Consider the following 17,791-nt stretch of genomic DNA (forward strand, 5'->3'; position numbering starts at 1 on the left):
TGCATGATTCACGATGTTGGAAGAAGTGGTCGGGGTTTTCAGCCATACCACGGGCAACCGGTTTCATTGGATTCAGTGCGCGGGCACGGAATTCAGCCAAAGCTTCCTGGTCGATCAGCGGAGCCAAGTCTTCGTTTTCCAACATTTCGATCTTCTGGATTTCGTGAGATGTACGGAAACCATCGAAGAAGTTCATGAACGGAACACGTGATTTGATAGTAGCCAAGTGAGCTACACCGGCCAAATCCATAACTTCCTGTACAGAACCTTCAGCCAACATGGCAAAGCCAGTCTGACGAGCTGACATAACGTCCTGGTGGTCACCGAAGATACACAATGCGTGAGAAGCCAATGTACGGGCAGATACATGGAATACGCAAGGCAAGAATTCACCGGCAATTTTGTACATGTTAGGGATCATCAGGAGAAGACCCTGAGAAGCAGTGTAAGTAGTAGTCAACGCACCAGCCTGAAGAGAACCGTGAACTGCACCGGCAGCACCACCTTCAGATTGCATTTCCTGTACCAATACTGTTTCGCCGAAGATGTTCTTACGTCCTGCGGCAGCCCATTCGTCTACGTACTCAGCCATAGTCGAAGAAGGAGTGATGGGGTAGATAGCTGCTACTTCAGAGAACATATACGAGATATGTGCTGCAGCCTGGTTACCATCACAAGTGATGAATTTCTTCTGTTTAGTCATAACTAAATTAAATATTTAAGTAAATAAATCTTTTAATATAAAAAGCCGAACATCCAGAGAGGTATCTGGTTGCCCCGACCTATTTCAGCCTTATGCAACGCATATGTCACATTCGGGTTATTCTTTATTTTTGCTCCTTCCTGGCAAATTTTGAACGGCATGACCTCATCTACCATAAAAGAGACGTTTTTATCTCCTTTGTGTATCTTATGGTCTTTCCATAATGAATTTGCGAAAAAAGTATCCAGCACATCCTGTTCTTCCACTTTCACCGGATAGATGGAGTACATCAGGTTGGAGTTGTGCATCATTATCTTGGACGGTTTTTTGGGAAATTCCTCTCCTTTCGGATAAACCAGATTAATGAGTCGTGCGTCTGCCAGATACTTGATATAATTCATCACCGTGGCACGGGATGTCTGTATGTCGCTAGCCAATTGGCTGACATTCGGAGCCTTCGGGCCATCGACAGCGAGCAAATATAGTAATTTTTTTATCTTTGAAAGATATTTCAGTTCAATTTGTTTGAGGAGCAGGATATCTACTTCCACCATCATGTTCATCGTCTTCAGCAGATTCTCCGAGAAATTACGCTTCTCGAGGAAGAACGGGTAGAATCCATGATGCAGGTAATCTTGAAAATAATCCAGCGGACGAACCTTGGAAAGTACTCCTTTGGCTATTTGCTCGTGAGTGCTGAGAATCTCTTCGAGACTGTAAGCCCGGAATTTCATGCCTGTCTGCAAGTTCAGGAATTCGCGGAAAGAGAATCCGCGCAAATTATAGCTCTTTGCGATATCACGCAGTTCGAGGTTTTCTTCTTTCAGTCGCATCACTGACGAACCGGTAAAGACAATCTTCAGATTGGGAAAACGGTCGTAACACATACGCAGTTCCTTGCTCCATTCCGGGTGTTTGAACACCTGGTCGATCAGCAATACTTTTCCACCGCGTTTCTGGAACTCGTTGGCAAAATCTACGATACTATGTCCCGAGAAGTAGAAGTTGTTCATGTTGATGAACAGGCATGAACGGTCGGTTCCGAATTTCTCTTTGGCGTATTGGAGCAGGAAAGTGGTTTTTCCTACGCCACGTGTCCCTTTGATACCAATCAAGCGGTCGCTCCAGTCAATCTCGTCCATAAGGTCGCGGCGAACGGGGGCATTAGTGTGCTCAACTAGGTAGGCGTGTGTGCGATAGAATGATTCCATTTCTGTTCTTTGTTTTTCGGGTGGCAAATATAGTGCTTTTTTTAGGATTTGCAAAGTAGAGATGGCAAAATTGTGCTTTTAATTCCAACTTTCTGTTTATTGTGGACTTTCCTGACTATTTCCTGCATATATTTGCAGAATAATGTTTTGAATTCGTTTGAGATGACTAAAAAGACTCTTTATATATTCAATCCGGAGCATGATTTGGCACTTGCCAGTGGTGAAGCGAATTATATGGCTCCGGCTTCCGCCAGGCGTATGGCTTCCGAACTGGCTTTGCTTCCGATGTGGTATGCGGAGGAGGGGAGTGCGGTATTGGCTCCTTCTGCTTATAATCTGGATTATTTGAGGCAAATGCAGGAATTGCTGGATATTCCGGTTCATCTGGTGACAGACCCGGAACTGGCTTCTGAACCGGATTGGGATATTCACCCTTGGGGCTGGGACGCAGCTTTGCGGAAGCGGCTTTCAGTGCTGGGCGTGGATGAAGCCCTACTTCCTTCCATGGAACAATTAAACGGTTTACGGGAATATTCCCATCGTTCCAAAGCCGTTTCATTGCTTCCGGAATTGCGGTTGAATGAACATTTCTGTGGAGAATCTTATTACTTGAAAACACCGGAAGAATGGAGAACTTTTGTGGAAGAGCGGGAAGGCTGCTTGTTGAAAGCTCCACTTTCGGGAAGTGGCAAGGGATTGAATTGGTGCAAAGGTGTATTTACTCCTTTTATTTCCGGTTGGTGTACGCGTGTGGCTGCTTCGCAAGGTGGAGTTATCGCGGAGCCTATATATAATAAGGTGGAAGATTTTGCCATGGAGTTTTATTCCGACGGTATAGGCGGAGTGACGTTTGAGGGATATTCTCTCTTTCATACCGGTAAGAGCGGAATGTATGAAGGGAACTGTCTGCTTTCTAATGAGGCTATCCGGAAACAACTTTCGCAATATGTCCCTTTAGAAACTTTGACGGACTTGGAGAGCCATTTGAAATGCAAACTTTCTATGCTAATAGGAATTGCCTATAAAGGTTATTTGGGAGTTGATATGATGATTTGCCGGTTTCCGGCGAATGAAAAAACTGTATTCCGGATTCATCCTTGTGTAGAAATTAATCTGCGCATGAATATGGGAGTCACGACACGTCTTCTGTACGATCGTTATATGCATACTGATTCTATAGGACGTTTCGGAATTGACTATAATCCTTCGGAAGGCGAAGCCTTGAAAGAACATGAGCGAATGTCGGCAGCCTATCCGTTGGAAATCAGGGAGGGGAAGGTGTATTCGGGCTATTTACCTTTAGTACCTGTCTATAAGAAAAGCTGTTATCGGGCGTGGGCATTGGTTACTTCTGGTTTTTAACCAAAACGGCGTGGACGGCTCAGAAAGTAAGGGATAGATGTATATAAGCTATTTTCCATACAAGTTCAGTCTTATCTACGTATAGATAATCACCCTTACGAATGAAGCAGGTCATTCTATTTTTTTTTAGTTGAACTTTTTTTTAGTCTAATCTTGATTTATTATTCAAAAAAACTAAAGAGTTGTATAATAATTCATATATTTGTATCCTAACATAGAAACAAAACAAATCATGAATATAAAAAAACAACTCGTATGATTAAATGGATTTGTTGTTCTGCACTTATTCTTTTTGCCTGTCCTTCTTTTTCGAACGCAGCCGGGGTATCCGGTGAGTCTGATAAGACAAACATGAATTTGGTGCATTCTGTAGAACAAAGTAGAGAAGTAGTTTTAGAAGGAAAGGTGACTGACAAGGACGGGATAGAACTTCCGGGAGTTTCGGTTTTATTGGAAGGTACTACGTATGGAACGGTGACAGATGTTGACGGCCGTTATCATTTGAAATTCCAGAGTACTAAAGGACAAAAAATCATTTATTCATTTATCGGGATGAAAACTCAGGTATATCTCTATACCGGTGTTTCTTCTCATAATGTGGTGTTGGAACCGGATGATATAGTCTTGGATGATGTGGTAGTAATAGGTTATGGCAGCAAGAATAAGAAGAGCCTGACAAGCTCGATTGCTTCTATGGACAAAAAGGAGATGGAACGACTTTCGGCCACTTCCGCCACCGTAGATAATATGTTGGCGGGTAATATCAAGGGTGTGTTGGTGTCAACTACCAGCGGCGAGCCGGGTGCGGCATTAAAGATTAATGTGCGTGGCATCACTTCCCCATATCCTAACATGGTGACCGGACAAGATAATAATATACCCTTGTATGTCATTGACGGAGTACCCATGTTTATGGAAAACAATTCATTGAATCCTTTGATGAACATTGCCCCCAGCGATATAGAAAGTATTGATGTGCTGAAGGATGCTGCCGCTACGGCAATTTATGGTTCCCGTGGCGCCAATGGAGTTATCATAGTCAAGACCAAAGGCGGGCGGAAAGGAGAGAAGGTTACTGTGGAGGCAGGGTATACTTTTTCTGTCGGCAATCCGGTGAAGAACTATGATCCGTTGAATACTTTTGAGTTCAAGGAGTTGCAGAATACGATTCTGAAAAACACGGTGAATGCGGTAAACATTGGAATGTCTGATGCCAACGGGATTGTGGATGTAATGAATCAGTTTGGTAAAGTAAGAGTACTCCAATATGATGAAAATGGCATTCCGTCTTTATTGGCGTATGACGGAATAGATGACTCTAAGTATGGAACAGCCAACACGGACTGGACACAGGAGGTGAGAAACAAAAATGCAGCGACTCATCAATATAATGTAGCAGTACGCGGCGGTTCGGAGAAGACCAACTATTCATTCTCTTTTAACGGTTTAAATCAGGAAGGGCTGTTGATAAATGATAATTTGGAACGTTATGCGGCCCGTTTGTCTTTGGATACAGAAATTAATAGTTATGTTTCTATGGGAGCTACCTTGAGCTATTCTTATTCCAACCGTAAGAGTGGTTCGCAGGAATCTTTTATAGGAACTAGTAGCGGTACTTGGCAGACACGTCCTGATGTATCAGTTTTTGATGAGAATGGTAACTACAATTGGATTAATGTATCAGGAGCCTATGGTTCAGGAGGAGGCGTATATATGTATGACCCTAATCCGGTAGCCCAGTTGCAGCGTAAAGCGGAATATGTCAATGACCAGTTCCTGGGAAATGCATATGCAGAAATTACTCCGTTGAAGGGATTGAAATTTCGGGCGGATATCAATATATCGCGCTATACATTCAAGAGTAGTTATTTTAGTCCGAAAAATACTCAAATGAAAATGGAGATGCCTGAGTATGATATGGTAGACTTGACTCCTTCCTTATTATCGACTTATAATAGTGGAATAACCAATACTTCTATTAATTTCCGTGCTGATTATAACCTGAACATAGATAAACATGGTATTACCGTTATGGCTGGATATGGTGCAGACCGCTATTGGATGGATTCCAACAACAATATGTATCAGGGATTTCCCAATGATGAAGTGCTGAATAATCCGGGTTCTGCAAGCATGGTATATCTGTATTCTGATTTCTACTCGCGCAGCGGGTTGAATTCGGTTTATGGACGCGCCACTTATGATTATGACAGTCGTTATCTGGTTGAAGCCAGCCTTCGTGCAGACGCTTCCTCCAAATTCGGGCCTGCCAATCAGTGGGGCGTATTCCCTGCCATATCACTGGGCTGGAGAATAAACAATGAGAAGTTTCTGAAAAGTATCAGTCAGATAGATGATTTGAAATTGCGCTTTAGTTGGGGTAAGACAGGTTCTACGAATGTAGCTGACTTTTCTTACAAGCAATTTTTTTTAGGGTCAGATAAATATATGGGTAATTCCACTACCACTTTACAGGATTTGCTTCCCAATACCGGTGTCCGTTGGGAAATGACTACGGAATATAATGTCGGAGTGGATTTTAGTTTTTTCAATAATCGTCTGACCGGTAGTATTGATGTATATCATCGCTATACGGACGGAGCTTTAGCTCCTGCTCCCCATATACTGGAGTCCGGTTTCAAGAGCTATTACAGCAATATCATTGATATGACCAATAATGGTGTAGAGGTGAATATCGGTGGTGATATCATCCGCAGCAAGAATTTTGGCTGGAATACGAATTTCAATATTGCTGCCAACCGTAATAAGGTTAAGCGTCTGAACGGTGCTACCATCAGTGCTGGTATGCAGGATGCTTATATTGAAGGAATGCCGGCCGGAACCCTGAAGGGATATAAAGTGAAGGGTATCTGTCAGGATTTGAGCGAACTGGAAGCTTTGAATGCCACTTCTCCTTCCGGAATTTATCAGACCAACACCGGGGTGGGTGACTATATCATGCAAGATATAGACGGTAATGGTATGATTGATGTCAATGACCGTGTAGTAATAGCCAATCCGGAGCCGAAATGTTTTGGTGGATGGCTGAATACATTGACTTATAAAGATTTTGCCCTGTCGTTCCTCTTGCAATACCAGTTTGGTGGCGAGGCTCTTTACAGTAATTTGCAAACAGATATGGGAGGAGCATTGGGGCAGAGTGTATTGCGCGAACTTTATGGAAATACGTGGACTACTGAAAACACGAATGCTCGTTATCCCCAGTTGGTATTTATGGGGCGTGAATCCTATAATTTGACGGATAATGACCGTTATGTTTTCAAGACTTCTTACCTGCGTATGAAAAACATAACGCTGTCCTATAAATTGCCCCAGGCGATGACTTCTAAATGGGGAGTGAATAATGCATCTGTATTTGCTACGGTAACTAATCTGTTTACCATCACCAATTGGCCCGGTTTGGATCCGGAGTCAATTGGAACCATAGTGACGCAAATGAGTTCTTCCAGTGACCCTTATCCCATGAGCCGTACATTCTCTCTAGGAGTGAAGGTACAATTTTAATGATTTAAAAACAGGAATATATGAAACTAATTTATAAACTTTTCTCCCTGTTGTTTGTCTCGGTTGCGGTTCAATCCTGTGACTTAATGGGGAGCATTGATGATATCAAACCTCAGCACGTGGTGGATGATGAGACTGTAATTGTTGATGCAAGTACTGCACAGATGGCCTTGAGTGGGGTGTATAGCAGTGTCCGTAGTTATGATGTATGTATCTTCCGCTCTTGTATGTCTGTTTGGGCGGGTACTTATGGCAAAACGAATACTAACGGTTCCAAGGATTTTATGGGCGACAGTCAGAATAAGACAGCTATAAAGGTCGAAAACATCGGCGTTGAGAATGTGTACAGAGGCTATTATTATATCATCAATGCAGTAAACTCATTCATTGATAACTTAAACACGAGTAATCCTTCCGATTTGTCCGAAACGCGTAAAAATGAAATGTTGGGTGAAGCCCGTTGTATGCGTGCTTTGATAAATATGCATCTGTTGCGCCTGTTTGGTGAATATTATGATAACAATTCAGAATACGGTATCGTTCTTTATGAAAAGCCGGTACGTGATAATGAACCGAAAGCTCGTTCCAAAGTTTCAGATTGTTATAAACTGATACAGGATGATTTGAAGTTCGCTTCTGTCAATGCGCCTGCTTATCAATATGAACATTCTTTGTTTAGTACATTGGTTGCCAAGGCATTGATGGCTCGTGTCTATCTGACAAAGGGTGAATATACGTCTGCGGCGGAATGGGCAGGCGAGGTGATAGATGAGGCTGAAGGCAGTGGATATGGACTGGAAGAAGATTTCACTACTGTTTTCACTACCCAGTTTAATTCTCCTGAAATGCTGTTTGCTCCGTATACTAATAAAGCGACTTCCGAGTTAATCAGTTCAAATTGGATTGCCACCGAAGCAGGACGACTGCTGATTACTTTGGGGAAAACGATGGGAGAAGGCGGAAAATTGGAACCTCGTTATCAAGCTACTTATGAGAACATAGAAAACATGAATAAAACAGCGAAATATCCTTTGATAGTAGATGGTTATTCAGACGTTAATTCCTATTATTTTATGCGTTTGCCCGAGGTCTATTATATAAAGGCGGAAGCGGAGGCACGTTTGGGGCATTATGATGTTGCACGTGAATTAATGCGCCCGCTGTGCGACCGTGCCGGATATGCTGATGACTACGTAGATCGTATCACAGATACGGATGTACTGGGCATGGTGTTGAAAAACAAGCTGATGGAACTCAGTGTTGAGAACGGAGAAGAGTGGTTCGACTTGGTGCGCTATCATCAGAAAGGTGGATTTGAAAGTTGGACAATAGCCGAAAAAGCCCAATTGCCAGCCTTCAATCAGCTTCTTCTTCCTATTCCTAGAACGGCTATGGCCGGAAATACTTTGTTAGTGCAGAATCCCGAATATCAATCTATATAAAAAAAATATGAAAAAAGTATTCTTATTAATGCTTTGTGCATTGTCTCTGATGGCCTGTCAGGAAAAGCAAGCAGAAGGTTACACAATTAGTGGTACGCTGAAAGGTAATGCCGAGGGGGCAAGGGTAATGTTATTGGATGACCAGGTGTTACCTCCGGTAAAACTGGATAGTGCCATCGTGAAAGATGGTAAATTCTCATTGAAAGGAAAGGTGGATACTCCGGAAATGTATTCCTTGATTATTGACATTAACGAACCGGGTACGGAACAGCCCGATTATCGGAATAAAAAGTTTAAAGTCAATTTTTATCTGGAGAATAGTGACATCACTTTTGATGGAGATGTAGCCACCTTACCTTCTTATTATTATAATCCGGAACGTAAGGGAAAACCTGTTATTAAAGGCTCTGTGTCTCAGGATTTATATAATAAACTGAAGGCATCTATCCAAGAGGCTTCCGAAGAGTTGGGGAAACTGGGGGAGCAGTATTCAAAAGAGTATCTCATTCCTGAAAGTGAAGGAAAAGATGCAACGGAACGTGGCATTGAAATAGTAAAGGCAGAGAAAGAATTAGCCAGACAAGTGAAAGAAGCTACATGGAAATTTATCAGGGAAAATACTTCCTCGGTAGTTGCTTTTGATGAGGCTTCCTACATAATAAAAGGTTATAGTGCTACTCCTACTTCTTCTGAAATAGATGAGTTGTTAGGACTATTGGAAGAACCGTGGACGGGTACCAAGCGGTTGAAAGAACTGCAGGAGGTTGCTGTTACGACTAAGAAGTTGGCCATCGGTGAACCTTATATAGATATTGAACTTCTAAATACGAAGGGAGAAAAGGTAATGCTTTCTTCTTTAGTTCCGAAGGACAAATATGTGATGCTGGAGTTTTGGGCTAGCTGGTGTGGCCCTTGTCGTGGTGAAATTCCTCACTTGGTGAAGATACATAATAAATATAAAGATTTCGAGATCATCAGTATTTCTGTAGACAGCAAAGAAGATGACTGGAAGAAGGCCATGAAGGAAGAAGGAATGGTATGGACTCAGCTACGCAATTCTAGCGGATTGGAAGGTGACTTAAAAGTGAAATATAACATTCTCGGTGTTCCCACTTGTCTGCTGCTTGATAAAGAGGGGAATTTTTATAAATCGGATATGCGTGGTGCTTATTTGGATGATTTTTTGGTAGAGACTTACGGTAAGTAAGCATATTTATTATAAGTTTGTTATTTGGCTCATGTAAGTTTACATTATGCTATCTGAATAAATAAGGGTAACTATCTCCTTGGGATTTAGTTGCCCTTTCGTATATTTACTCCTGTAAGGGTGTGCTTTCATTTCCGTAACGGTCTACGGCTGTAACGGCAAAATGCTTTTTAGCATTCCAAGGCAGGATAGGGGCATAAATATAACTTGTCTCCTTGATATTCTGCGCAACGATATTTTCCGGTCGGCTGATGTCTACCGGATATTCATTGGAAGCATAAATAACATACATCGGTTTGTTGCGTTCGTCATTATCCGTAGCAGCCTGCCATTTTAATTCCGTGTATCCATTCTCGATATTCGTTATTTTCAGCTCCGACGGAGCCGTAGGCGGAACATTGTCCAGCCAAGGCATCGGTGGCTGTAAAGCCGGATATGCATAGAAATTTTCCGCCAATTCATCGTAGATACCTTGTGTGTTCTCCATGAGATATTTCACCCTGTAGTGTGCTTCACCCGCCATTTTATGATTACGAATGAAGTTCATTTGGCGATCTATCTCATCACGCGTCCATTTTCCTTCGTCGGGATGAAGGAAATAGATACCGAGTCCCGGAATCACTTGTCGTCCGTTACTCTGTTCCTGCCAGTCGAGGGCAAAAGGATAGAAACTGTTTCCCTGAAAATACATCATTGGATATATCTGGTCCATGATACCTTCGCCAAGCCATCCTTGCGGGTCCTGGTAAACGGTAAAGAAAGCATTCCATCCGCGGGAAGGATAACGCGAAGTATCCCGGTACTTTCCTACCGGACTGGCACTGAGCTTTACCCACGGCTTCATCGCTTTTACACCTTTATGTATATAGCGCACGATTTCCGAAATATTATCCCGCCGCCACTGCTCCAGTGTACGCCCTTTGCCATATCGGCGGAAATCATACTTGTCGGGAAAGAGAGGAGCATTCTCCGGATAACGCAGGTAATCGAAATGCACCCCGTCTATATCATAACGGCTTACGACTTCCCGCACCAGTTTCATCAGATACTCTTTGGTGCCCGGATGTCCTGGATTAAGGAAATATTCATTTTTGTAAGGTACGCAAATATCTTTCATCCGTTTAGTGACAGACTGGCTGCCGAGAGAAGCAACGTGTTTTCTGTTTCCCAATGGGATAGTCACCATCCAGGCATGGCACTCCATACCTCGCTTATGACATTCCTCAATGGCAAAAGCGAGCGGGTCATATCCGGGATTTCCACCTGATTTGCCTGTCAGGATAGAGTTGAAAGGTTCGATGGATGAAGGATATAATACATCTCCGCGTGTACGTGTCTGAAACAGGATGGTATTGAAGTTGGCTGCTTTCAACTTATCGAGAATATCCACTAGTTCTTCCTTTTGCTTGCGGATACTTTGAGGACTTAAAGCACGTGTGCGAGGCCAGTCAAGACCATACAAAGCCGTAAGCCATGCGGCACGAACTTCATGTTTAGGCTGCGCAGCCACGAATAAGAAAGGAAACAAAAGTGAAAGAATGAAAATATATCGACGCATATTCTTTATTTTTTGTTTTAAATCCCTGCAAAGTTAGTAAAAGTGTCGGTAATGTTGGGCTGTTTCGTGAGATTATGTTACATTTGCCAAGCTAAAAAAACGACACACTATGATAACATTTACTCTATGCCTGCTGGCGCTGATAGTAGGCTATTTTACGTATGGACGCCTGATGGAGCGCGTCTTTGGTCCCGACGACCGTAAAACACCGGCACTTACCAAGGCTGATGGAGTGGACTATATCCCTTTGCCAACCTGGAAGATATTCATGATTCAATTTCTTAATATCGCAGGATTAGGTCCGATATTCGGGGCGATAATGGGGGCTAAATTCGGAACTTCCTCTTATCTGTGGATTGTATTGGGAAGTATTTTTGCAGGTGCGGTGCACGATTATTTTGCCGGAATGCTTTCTTTGCGAAATGGCGGGGAAAGTTTGCCGGAGATTATCGGTCGCTATTTGGGGCTTACGACGAAGCAGGTCATGAGAGGATTTACCGTCATCCTGATGATTTTAGTAGGTTCTGTTTTTGTTGCCGGTCCTGCGGGGCTGTTGGCAAAGCTGACGCCGGAAAGCTTGGATGCGACGTTTTGGATAGTTGTTGTGTTTGCCTACTATATTTTGGCTACTTTGTTGCCCGTTGATAAAATCATCGGTAAAATTTATCCGTTGTTTGCAGTAGCCCTCCTATTTATGGCAGTAGGAATCTTAGTGATGCTTTATGTCAACCATCCCGCTTTGCCGGAATTGTGGGACGGATTGCAGAATACAAATCCGGAAGCGAGTGAGCTTCCTATTTTCCCGATTATGTTTGTGAGCATTGCCTGTGGCGCAATTTCCGGTTTCCATGCTACGCAGAGTCCTTTAATGGCACGTTGCATGACTTCGGAACATCATGGACGCCCGGTGTTCTACGGTGCAATGATTACCGAAGGTATCGTTGCTCTTATTTGGGCTGCCGCTGCTACTTACTTCTTCCATGAGAACGGAATGGAAGAAAGCAATGCTTCCGTTATTGTGGATGCCATTACAAAAGAATGGTTGGGAGCAATCGGTGGGGTGCTTGCAATTTTGGGAGTGATTGCCGCTCCGATTACCTCGGGAGATACGGCTTTCCGTTCCGCCCGTCTGATTGTGGCGGACTTTCTGGGCATGGAACAAAAAAGTATACGCCGTCGTTTATACATCTGCATTCCGATGTTCGTGGTGGCTATCGGTTTGCTTTTATACAGTTTGCGTGATGCGAACGGATTTAATATGATATGGCGTTATTTCGCTTGGGCTAACCAGACTCTGGCTGTGTTTACCTTGTGGGCTATAACAGTCTTTTTGGCGGTATCCAAGAAACCTTATATCATAACTTTGATACCGGCACTGTTTATGACAAGTGTATGTTCAACTTATATATGTATTGCTCCCGAAGGATTGGGACTTTCGCATGCAGTCTCCTACGGCATCGGCATAGCGTGTGTAGTGATTGCGGCAGCTTGGTTCTATGTTTGGCTGGGCAAGCAGAAAACAAGAAAATTATCAGAATGAAGAAAATAAAGAAATCGACGGGAGTTGCGTTAGCATTCCTTATTTATGTATCAGTAACGGCGGCTTATTTGTTGCCACGTAACACAGAAGTTAGTCTGACAGAGAAAGTTCTGACAGTGGGCGTCTCTTATGTCATTGTCTTTCTTCTTTGGTTAGTGCTCCGTAAAAAGGAACAAATGCGCGAACGCCGCAAAAAAGACGAACAATCTATTCACTTAAAAAAGTAAGTTTATGAAGAAATTAGCTTTAGCTCTTTGCTTATTGGCAGTCTCTTTCACTGCACAGGCACAATTTGAGAAAGGAACTACGATTATTAATCCTTCATTGTCAGGATTGGACTTTTCGTATAGTAAAAATGATAAAGCAAAATTTGGTCTTGGCGCACAGGTCGGTACGTTCTTTGCCGAAGGCATTGCCTTGATGGTAAACGCCGGAGCCGACTGGTCGAAACCGGTAGACGAATACACGCTGGGTACAGGAGTGCGCTTCTACTTTAATAAAACCGGTATTTATCTGGGTGGCGGACTTGACTGGAACCGTTTCCGTTGGAGCGGTGGAAAACATCAGACGGATTGGGGACTGGGCATTGAAGCAGGATATGCTTATTTCCTTTCACGTACAGTAACCATCGAACCTGCCGTTTATTATAAGTGGCGTTTCAATGACGGTGATATGTCACGTTTCGGCGTTAAGATAGGATTTGGATTCTACTTGTAAGAAAGGAAAATATAATATACAAATTAAGCCCTTGCGAAAATATAACTTTCGTAAGGGCTTAATTTGTTATAGCTAGTTCCTATATACTCTACAATATTACGCAGACTATCTCAGTTTTTCTTTTAAGAACTGTCCCGTATAGCTTGCTCCGCAAGCGGCTACCTCTTCCGGAGTACCTACCGCTACTATATTTCCCCCTTTATCTCCGCCTTCGGGTCCGAGGTCAATCACATAATCAGCGCATTTGATAACGTCCATGTTATGCTCGATGATAACGATGCTATGTCCCCGACGGATAAGTGCGTCGAAAGCATCCAACAATTTACGAATATCATGGAAGTGCAACCCCGTAGTCGGTTCGTCAAAGATAAACATGGTCGGGTCTGCTTTCTCCTGGCTCAGATAGAATGCCAGTTTCACACGCTGGTTTTCACCACCGGAAAGGGTGGAAGAGGATTGTCCCAGTTTGATGTATCCTAATCCTACGTCCTGTAAGGGAAGTAACTTCTTCACAATTTTCTTCTGTCCATGCTCATTGAAAAATTCAACAGCTTGGTTCACGGTCATTTCCAATACATCATAGATGTTTTTATCGTGGAATTTCACTTCCAGTGTGTCGGATTTGAAACGTTTTCCGTGGCAGGATTCACATTCGAGCACCAAGTCGGCCATGAATTGCATTTCTACAGTAATGGTTCCGTCACCCTTACACTCTTCGCAACGCCCGCCTTCGCTGTTGAAACTGAAGAATCCGGCTGTGTAACCCATTTGTTTGGCTAAAGGCTGCTCAGACCACAGTTTACGGATTTCGTCATATGCTTTGATGTAAGTTACCGGATTGGAACGTGATGATTTGCCAATCGGGTTTTGGTCTACAAATTCTACATTCCGTAGGTCGCGCAAGCTGCCGCCAATAGAAGAGAACTCTCCCGGTCGCTCACTACATTCGTCCAATTCGCGTTTCAGTGCCCGGAAGAAAATATCCCTTACTAACGTACTTTTTCCGGAACCGGAAACTCCGGTAACGACTGTCATTACATTGAGTGGGAAACGGGCGTCCACCCCTTTCAGATTATTCTCGCGTGCACCTTTCAATTCTATATAGTTATTCCACGGCCGGCGATGTTCGGGAACGGGAATTTCTTCTTCTCCCAGAAGATAACGCACTGTGTAACTGTTGCTTCCTTTTTTCAGGTCTTTCATATCGCCCTGATAAACGACCTCTCCGCCCAGGCGTCCGGCATTGGGACCTATGTCGATAATATAATCTGCGGCACGGATAATCTCTTCGTCATGTTCCACGACCACTACCGTGTTGCCTAACTGTTGCAGTTGGCGTAATACATAAATCAACCGGTCTGTATCACGGCTGTGAAGCCCGATACTTGGCTCGTCAAGAATATAAAGACTGCCTACAAGGCTGCTGCCTAGTGATGTTGCCAGATTGATACGCTGGCTTTCTCCACCGGACAGGGAATTACTGAGACGGTTCAAGGTCAGGTATCCCAAACCTACATCAATCAGGAAGTGGATACGGTTGTTAATTTCAATCAGGATACGGCGGGCTACATCGCTGTCGTGCTCGTTGAGTTCCAGACCGTCAAAGAATTGCTTTAATTCCGTAATAGGTAAATCTACCAGTTCGGAGATATTCTTACCGCCTACCCGTACATATCCGGCTTCCGGTTTCAGACGTGTGCCGTGACATTTCGGACAAAGCGTCTTTCCCCGGTAACGTGCAAGCATCACACGATATTGTATCTTGTATTGGTTCTCTTCCAGCATCTTGAAAAAATCGTTGATACCGTGGAAGTATTGGTTGCCTTCCCAAAGTAGCCGGCGTTGTGCATCCGTCAATTCATAATAAGGTGTGAATATCGGGAAATCGAACTTGTCCGCATTGTGGATCAACTCATCTTTCCACTCTCCCATCTTTTCACCACGCCAGCATACAATAGCCCCTTCATAAACCGATAAAGAACGGTTCGGCACAACCAGATGTTCGTCGATACCGATCACCTTACCGAAACCTTCGCAGGTAGGACAGGCGCCGATAGGAGAGTTGAACGAGAACATCTGGTCGTTCGGTTCTTCAAAGACGATGCCGTCCGCTTCGAATTTCGTGCTGAAAGTGTGTAGCTTCGTTGTTCCGTCCGAAAGATAGAAACGCAACATACAGGTTCCGTCACCTTCATACATGGCTGTTTCGGCAGAGTCGGTGAGCCGGCTCATGGCATCTTTAGTGTTGGCTACCGCCATACGGTCTACCAGCAGATGGACTTCATCACCTGCCACGGGCGTATATTCATCTATACGTTTCATTTCACCGTTCACTTCGATACGGTTGAAACCCTGTTTCAAGTCTATTTCCAACTGTTGTTGCAGGGTGCGGTCTTCACGCAGGCGGATCGGTGTCAGTACCGTATATCTTGTACCTTCTGGATACGAGAGCATGCAGTTGACAATATCTTCCGTCGAATGTTTCTTCACCTCTTGCCCGCTGACGGGGCTGTACGTTTTCCCTACGCGGGAGTAGAGCAGGCGGAGATATTCGTAAATCTCGGTCGAAGTTCCCACGGTAGAACGTGGATTTCGGCTGTTTACTTTCTGTTCGATGGCAATGGCGGGTGGAATACCTTTGATGAAGTCACATTCCGGTTTGCTCATTCGACCCAGGAACTGGCGTGCATAGCTGCTCAGACTTTCTACATATCGGCGTTGCCCCTCGGCATAGAGCGTATCAAAAGCGAGGGAAGATTTTCCGGAACCCGATAATCCGGTGATTACAACAAGTTTGTTGCGTGGTATATCTACATCGATGTTTTTTAGGTTATTTACTCGTGCACCTTTTATCGAAATATAGTTGTTTTCTGACATAAAATACTCCTTGTTTTATGGTAGTCGGCAAAGTTAGCGAATTTATCGGGAGTTTGTATTATCTTTGCGTCACATTATTACGATTTAAGAATATTATGAAGCTGAAAAACTATCTTTTACTTTTAGCTCTTCTTCTTGCGGTAGGAGTGAGGGCGCAGGTGCCAACCGGCAATAAATACCCCAAACGTGAATTTCGTGCGGCATGGATACAGGCTGTCAACGGACAGTTCCGCGGTATTCCTACCGAACGGCTGAAACAGACGTTGATTAGCCAGTTGAACTCTCTTCAGGGAGCCGGCATTAATGCGATTATCTTCCAGGTACGTCCCGAAGCGGATGCGTTGTACGCTTCACAACATGAACCGTGGAGTCGTTTCCTGACCGGCACTCAGGGGCAGATTCCTTCTCCTATGTGGGACCCGATGCAGTTTATGATTGAAGAGTGCCAGAAGCGGAATATGGAGTTTCATGCCTGGATTAATCCTTACCGTGTGAAGACTTCATTGAAGAACCAGTTGGCACCGGAGCATATTTACCATCAGCATCCTGAATGGTTCGTTACGTATGGCGACCAGTTATACTTCGACCCGGCACTTCCCGAAAGCCGGGAATACATTTGCAAAATTGTGACTGATATCGTGTCCCGTTATGATGTGGATGCCATCCATATGGATGATTATTTCTATCCTTATCCTGTCAGGGGATTGGATTTCCCGGATGATGCGAGCTTTGCCCGTTATGGCGGCGGATTCACGAATAAGGCAGACTGGCGTCGTAGTAATGTCAATGTGTTGATAAAGAAGCTTCACGAGACTATCCGTGGGATAAAACCGTGGGTGAAATTCGGTATCAGTCCGTTTGGTATTTACCGTAATCAGAAGAGCGACCCGTTGGGAAGTAATACGAACGGTTTGCAGAATTACGATGATTTGTATGCCGATGTCCTGCTTTGGGCACGCGAGGGATGGATTGATTATAATATTCCGCAGATTTATTGGGAAGTCGGGCATAAGGCGGCCGATTACGAGACATTGGTGAAATGGTGGGCTACCCACTCGGAAAACCGTCCGTTGTTTATCGGTCAGTCTGTGCCGAACACTATCCAACATGCCGATCCGCAGAATCCTTCCATCAATCAGCTTCCACGGAAGATGGCTTTGCAACGTGCTTATCAGACGATTGGCGGTAGCTGCCAATGGTATGCGTCGGCTGTTGTCGAGAATCAAGGTAGATACCGTGACGCTTTAGTCAGTGAATACCATAAGTATCCCGCTTTGATTCCTGTCTTTGACTTTATGGATGACAAGGCTCCGGACAAAGTGCGCAAGATGAAGAAAGTATGGACAGAAGATGGTTATGTTCTTTTTTGGACTGCTCCGAAGGCGGATACAGAAATGGATAAAGCTGTCCGATATGTAGTTTACCGCTTTAGTGGAAAAGAAAAGGTGAACCTCGATGATCCTTCACATATTGTAGATATTACCCGCAATCCTTTCTACAAACTTCCATACGAAACGGGAAAAACTAAACACCGCTATGTAGTAACAGCTTTGGACCGTCTTCATAATGAATCGAAGTCTGTAAGTAAGAAGGTGAAACTATAAAGTGTAAATAATGAGGAATAAGAAATAAAGGATGAAGAACTTTGC

The 17,791-nt window shown here is 43.9% G+C and carries 11 protein-coding genes and 1 pseudogene; 8 read left to right on the forward strand and 4 right to left on the reverse strand.

Annotated elements, in window-relative coordinates; translation table 11 throughout:
* Both RDN93_RS05370 and RDN93_RS05375 read right to left on the reverse strand, forming a co-directional pair.
* Window positions 1-703, reverse strand: a pseudogene (locus RDN93_RS05370) (pyruvate:ferredoxin (flavodoxin) oxidoreductase); the annotation flags it as partial.
* 32 nt (window positions 704-735) lie between these two features.
* A complete protein-coding gene (locus RDN93_RS05375; RefSeq protein WP_308744544.1) occupies window positions 736-1,914 on the reverse strand; it encodes an AAA family ATPase in 1,179 nt (392 codons plus the stop codon).
* Window positions 1,915-2,076: 162 nt separating this feature from the next.
* Here RDN93_RS05375 and RDN93_RS05380 point away from each other — a divergent pair, with 162 nt between their 5' ends.
* From RDN93_RS05380 to RDN93_RS05395, 4 genes are all read left to right on the forward strand, one after another.
* The gene (locus tag RDN93_RS05380) at window positions 2,077-3,276 is read left to right on the forward strand and encodes a hypothetical protein (protein ID WP_308744545.1); all 1,200 of its coding nucleotides are present in this window, start codon (window positions 2,077-2,079) and stop codon (window positions 3,274-3,276) included.
* A gap of 255 nt (window positions 3,277-3,531) precedes the next feature.
* Window positions 3,532-6,801 carry a TonB-dependent receptor gene (locus RDN93_RS05385; protein ID WP_308744546.1) on the forward strand — a complete coding sequence of 1,090 codons (3,270 nt, stop codon included), beginning with the start codon at window positions 3,532-3,534 and terminating at the stop codon, window positions 6,799-6,801.
* 20 nt (window positions 6,802-6,821) lie between these two features.
* The gene (locus RDN93_RS05390; protein ID WP_308744547.1) at window positions 6,822-8,243 is read left to right on the forward strand and encodes a RagB/SusD family nutrient uptake outer membrane protein; all 1,422 of its coding nucleotides are present in this window, start codon (window positions 6,822-6,824) and stop codon (window positions 8,241-8,243) included.
* A gap of 7 nt (window positions 8,244-8,250) precedes the next feature.
* A complete protein-coding gene (locus tag RDN93_RS05395) occupies window positions 8,251-9,450 on the forward strand; it encodes a TlpA disulfide reductase family protein (protein ID WP_308744548.1) in 1,200 nt (399 codons plus the stop codon).
* 106 nt (window positions 9,451-9,556) lie between these two features.
* Here the strand turns inward: RDN93_RS05395 and RDN93_RS05400 are convergent, their stop codons facing one another.
* A complete protein-coding gene (locus RDN93_RS05400) occupies window positions 9,557-11,008 on the reverse strand; it encodes a family 10 glycosylhydrolase (RefSeq protein WP_308744549.1) in 1,452 nt (483 codons plus the stop codon).
* A gap of 109 nt (window positions 11,009-11,117) precedes the next feature.
* Here RDN93_RS05400 and RDN93_RS05405 point away from each other — a divergent pair, with 109 nt between their 5' ends.
* From RDN93_RS05405 to RDN93_RS05415, 3 genes are read left to right on the forward strand one after another with little or no spacing between them, the layout of a single operon-like run.
* Window positions 11,118-12,548, forward strand: coding sequence for a carbon starvation protein A (locus RDN93_RS05405; RefSeq protein ID WP_308744550.1), 1,431 nt, complete (start codon window positions 11,118-11,120; stop codon window positions 12,546-12,548).
* The gene (locus tag RDN93_RS05410) at window positions 12,545-12,775 is read left to right on the forward strand and encodes a hypothetical protein (RefSeq protein ID WP_167966660.1); all 231 of its coding nucleotides are present in this window, start codon (window positions 12,545-12,547) and stop codon (window positions 12,773-12,775) included. The genes RDN93_RS05405 and RDN93_RS05410 overlap by 4 nt, the downstream gene beginning before the upstream one ends.
* Window positions 12,776-12,779: 4 nt before the next feature.
* The gene (locus RDN93_RS05415; protein WP_022138348.1) at window positions 12,780-13,265 is read left to right on the forward strand and encodes an outer membrane beta-barrel protein; all 486 of its coding nucleotides are present in this window, start codon (window positions 12,780-12,782) and stop codon (window positions 13,263-13,265) included.
* A gap of 105 nt (window positions 13,266-13,370) precedes the next feature.
* Here the strand turns inward: RDN93_RS05415 and uvrA are convergent, their stop codons facing one another.
* Entirely contained in the window at window positions 13,371-16,142 is a 2,772-nt protein-coding gene (gene uvrA / locus RDN93_RS05420) for an excinuclease ABC subunit UvrA (RefSeq protein ID WP_308744551.1), read from the reverse strand.
* A gap of 17 nt (window positions 16,143-16,159) precedes the next feature.
* On the opposite strand from uvrA, the gene RDN93_RS05425 reads away from it, so the two are divergent.
* Window positions 16,160-17,746: a family 10 glycosylhydrolase gene (locus RDN93_RS05425; RefSeq protein ID WP_308744552.1), complete on the forward strand. Its 1,587-nt coding sequence runs from the start codon at window positions 16,160-16,162 to the stop codon at window positions 17,744-17,746.
* Window positions 17,747-17,791: the final 45 nt, after the last annotated feature.

This window comes from uncultured Bacteroides sp., from assembly GCF_902491285.1.
In the GTDB taxonomy this organism is placed as follows: domain Bacteria; phylum Bacteroidota; class Bacteroidia; order Bacteroidales; family Bacteroidaceae; genus Bacteroides.

What these genes read in the sequence shown, in the direction of transcription:
- RDN93_RS05405 (WP_308744550.1), top strand. Translation starts at nt 11,118, where the DNA reads ATGATAACATTTACTCTATGCCTGCTGGCGCTGATAGTAGGCTATTTT.
- RDN93_RS05395 (WP_308744548.1), top strand. Translation starts at nt 8,251, where the DNA reads ATGAAAAAAGTATTCTTATTAATGCTTTGTGCATTGTCTCTGATGGCC.
- RDN93_RS05400 (WP_308744549.1), bottom strand. Translation starts at nt 11,008, where the DNA reads ATGCGTCGATATATTTTCATTCTTTCACTTTTGTTTCCTTTCTTATTC.
- RDN93_RS05410 (WP_167966660.1), top strand. Translation starts at nt 12,545, where the DNA reads ATGAAGAAAATAAAGAAATCGACGGGAGTTGCGTTAGCATTCCTTATT.
- RDN93_RS05375 (WP_308744544.1), bottom strand. Translation starts at nt 1,914, where the DNA reads ATGGAATCATTCTATCGCACACACGCCTACCTAGTTGAGCACACTAAT.
- uvrA (WP_308744551.1), bottom strand. Translation starts at nt 16,142, where the DNA reads ATGTCAGAAAACAACTATATTTCGATAAAAGGTGCACGAGTAAATAAC.
- RDN93_RS05385 (WP_308744546.1), top strand. Translation starts at nt 3,532, where the DNA reads ATGATTAAATGGATTTGTTGTTCTGCACTTATTCTTTTTGCCTGTCCT.
- RDN93_RS05380 (WP_308744545.1), top strand. Translation starts at nt 2,077, where the DNA reads ATGACTAAAAAGACTCTTTATATATTCAATCCGGAGCATGATTTGGCA.
- RDN93_RS05390 (WP_308744547.1), top strand. Translation starts at nt 6,822, where the DNA reads ATGAAACTAATTTATAAACTTTTCTCCCTGTTGTTTGTCTCGGTTGCG.
- RDN93_RS05415 (WP_022138348.1), top strand. Translation starts at nt 12,780, where the DNA reads ATGAAGAAATTAGCTTTAGCTCTTTGCTTATTGGCAGTCTCTTTCACT.
- RDN93_RS05425 (WP_308744552.1), top strand. Translation starts at nt 16,160, where the DNA reads ATGGTAGTCGGCAAAGTTAGCGAATTTATCGGGAGTTTGTATTATCTT.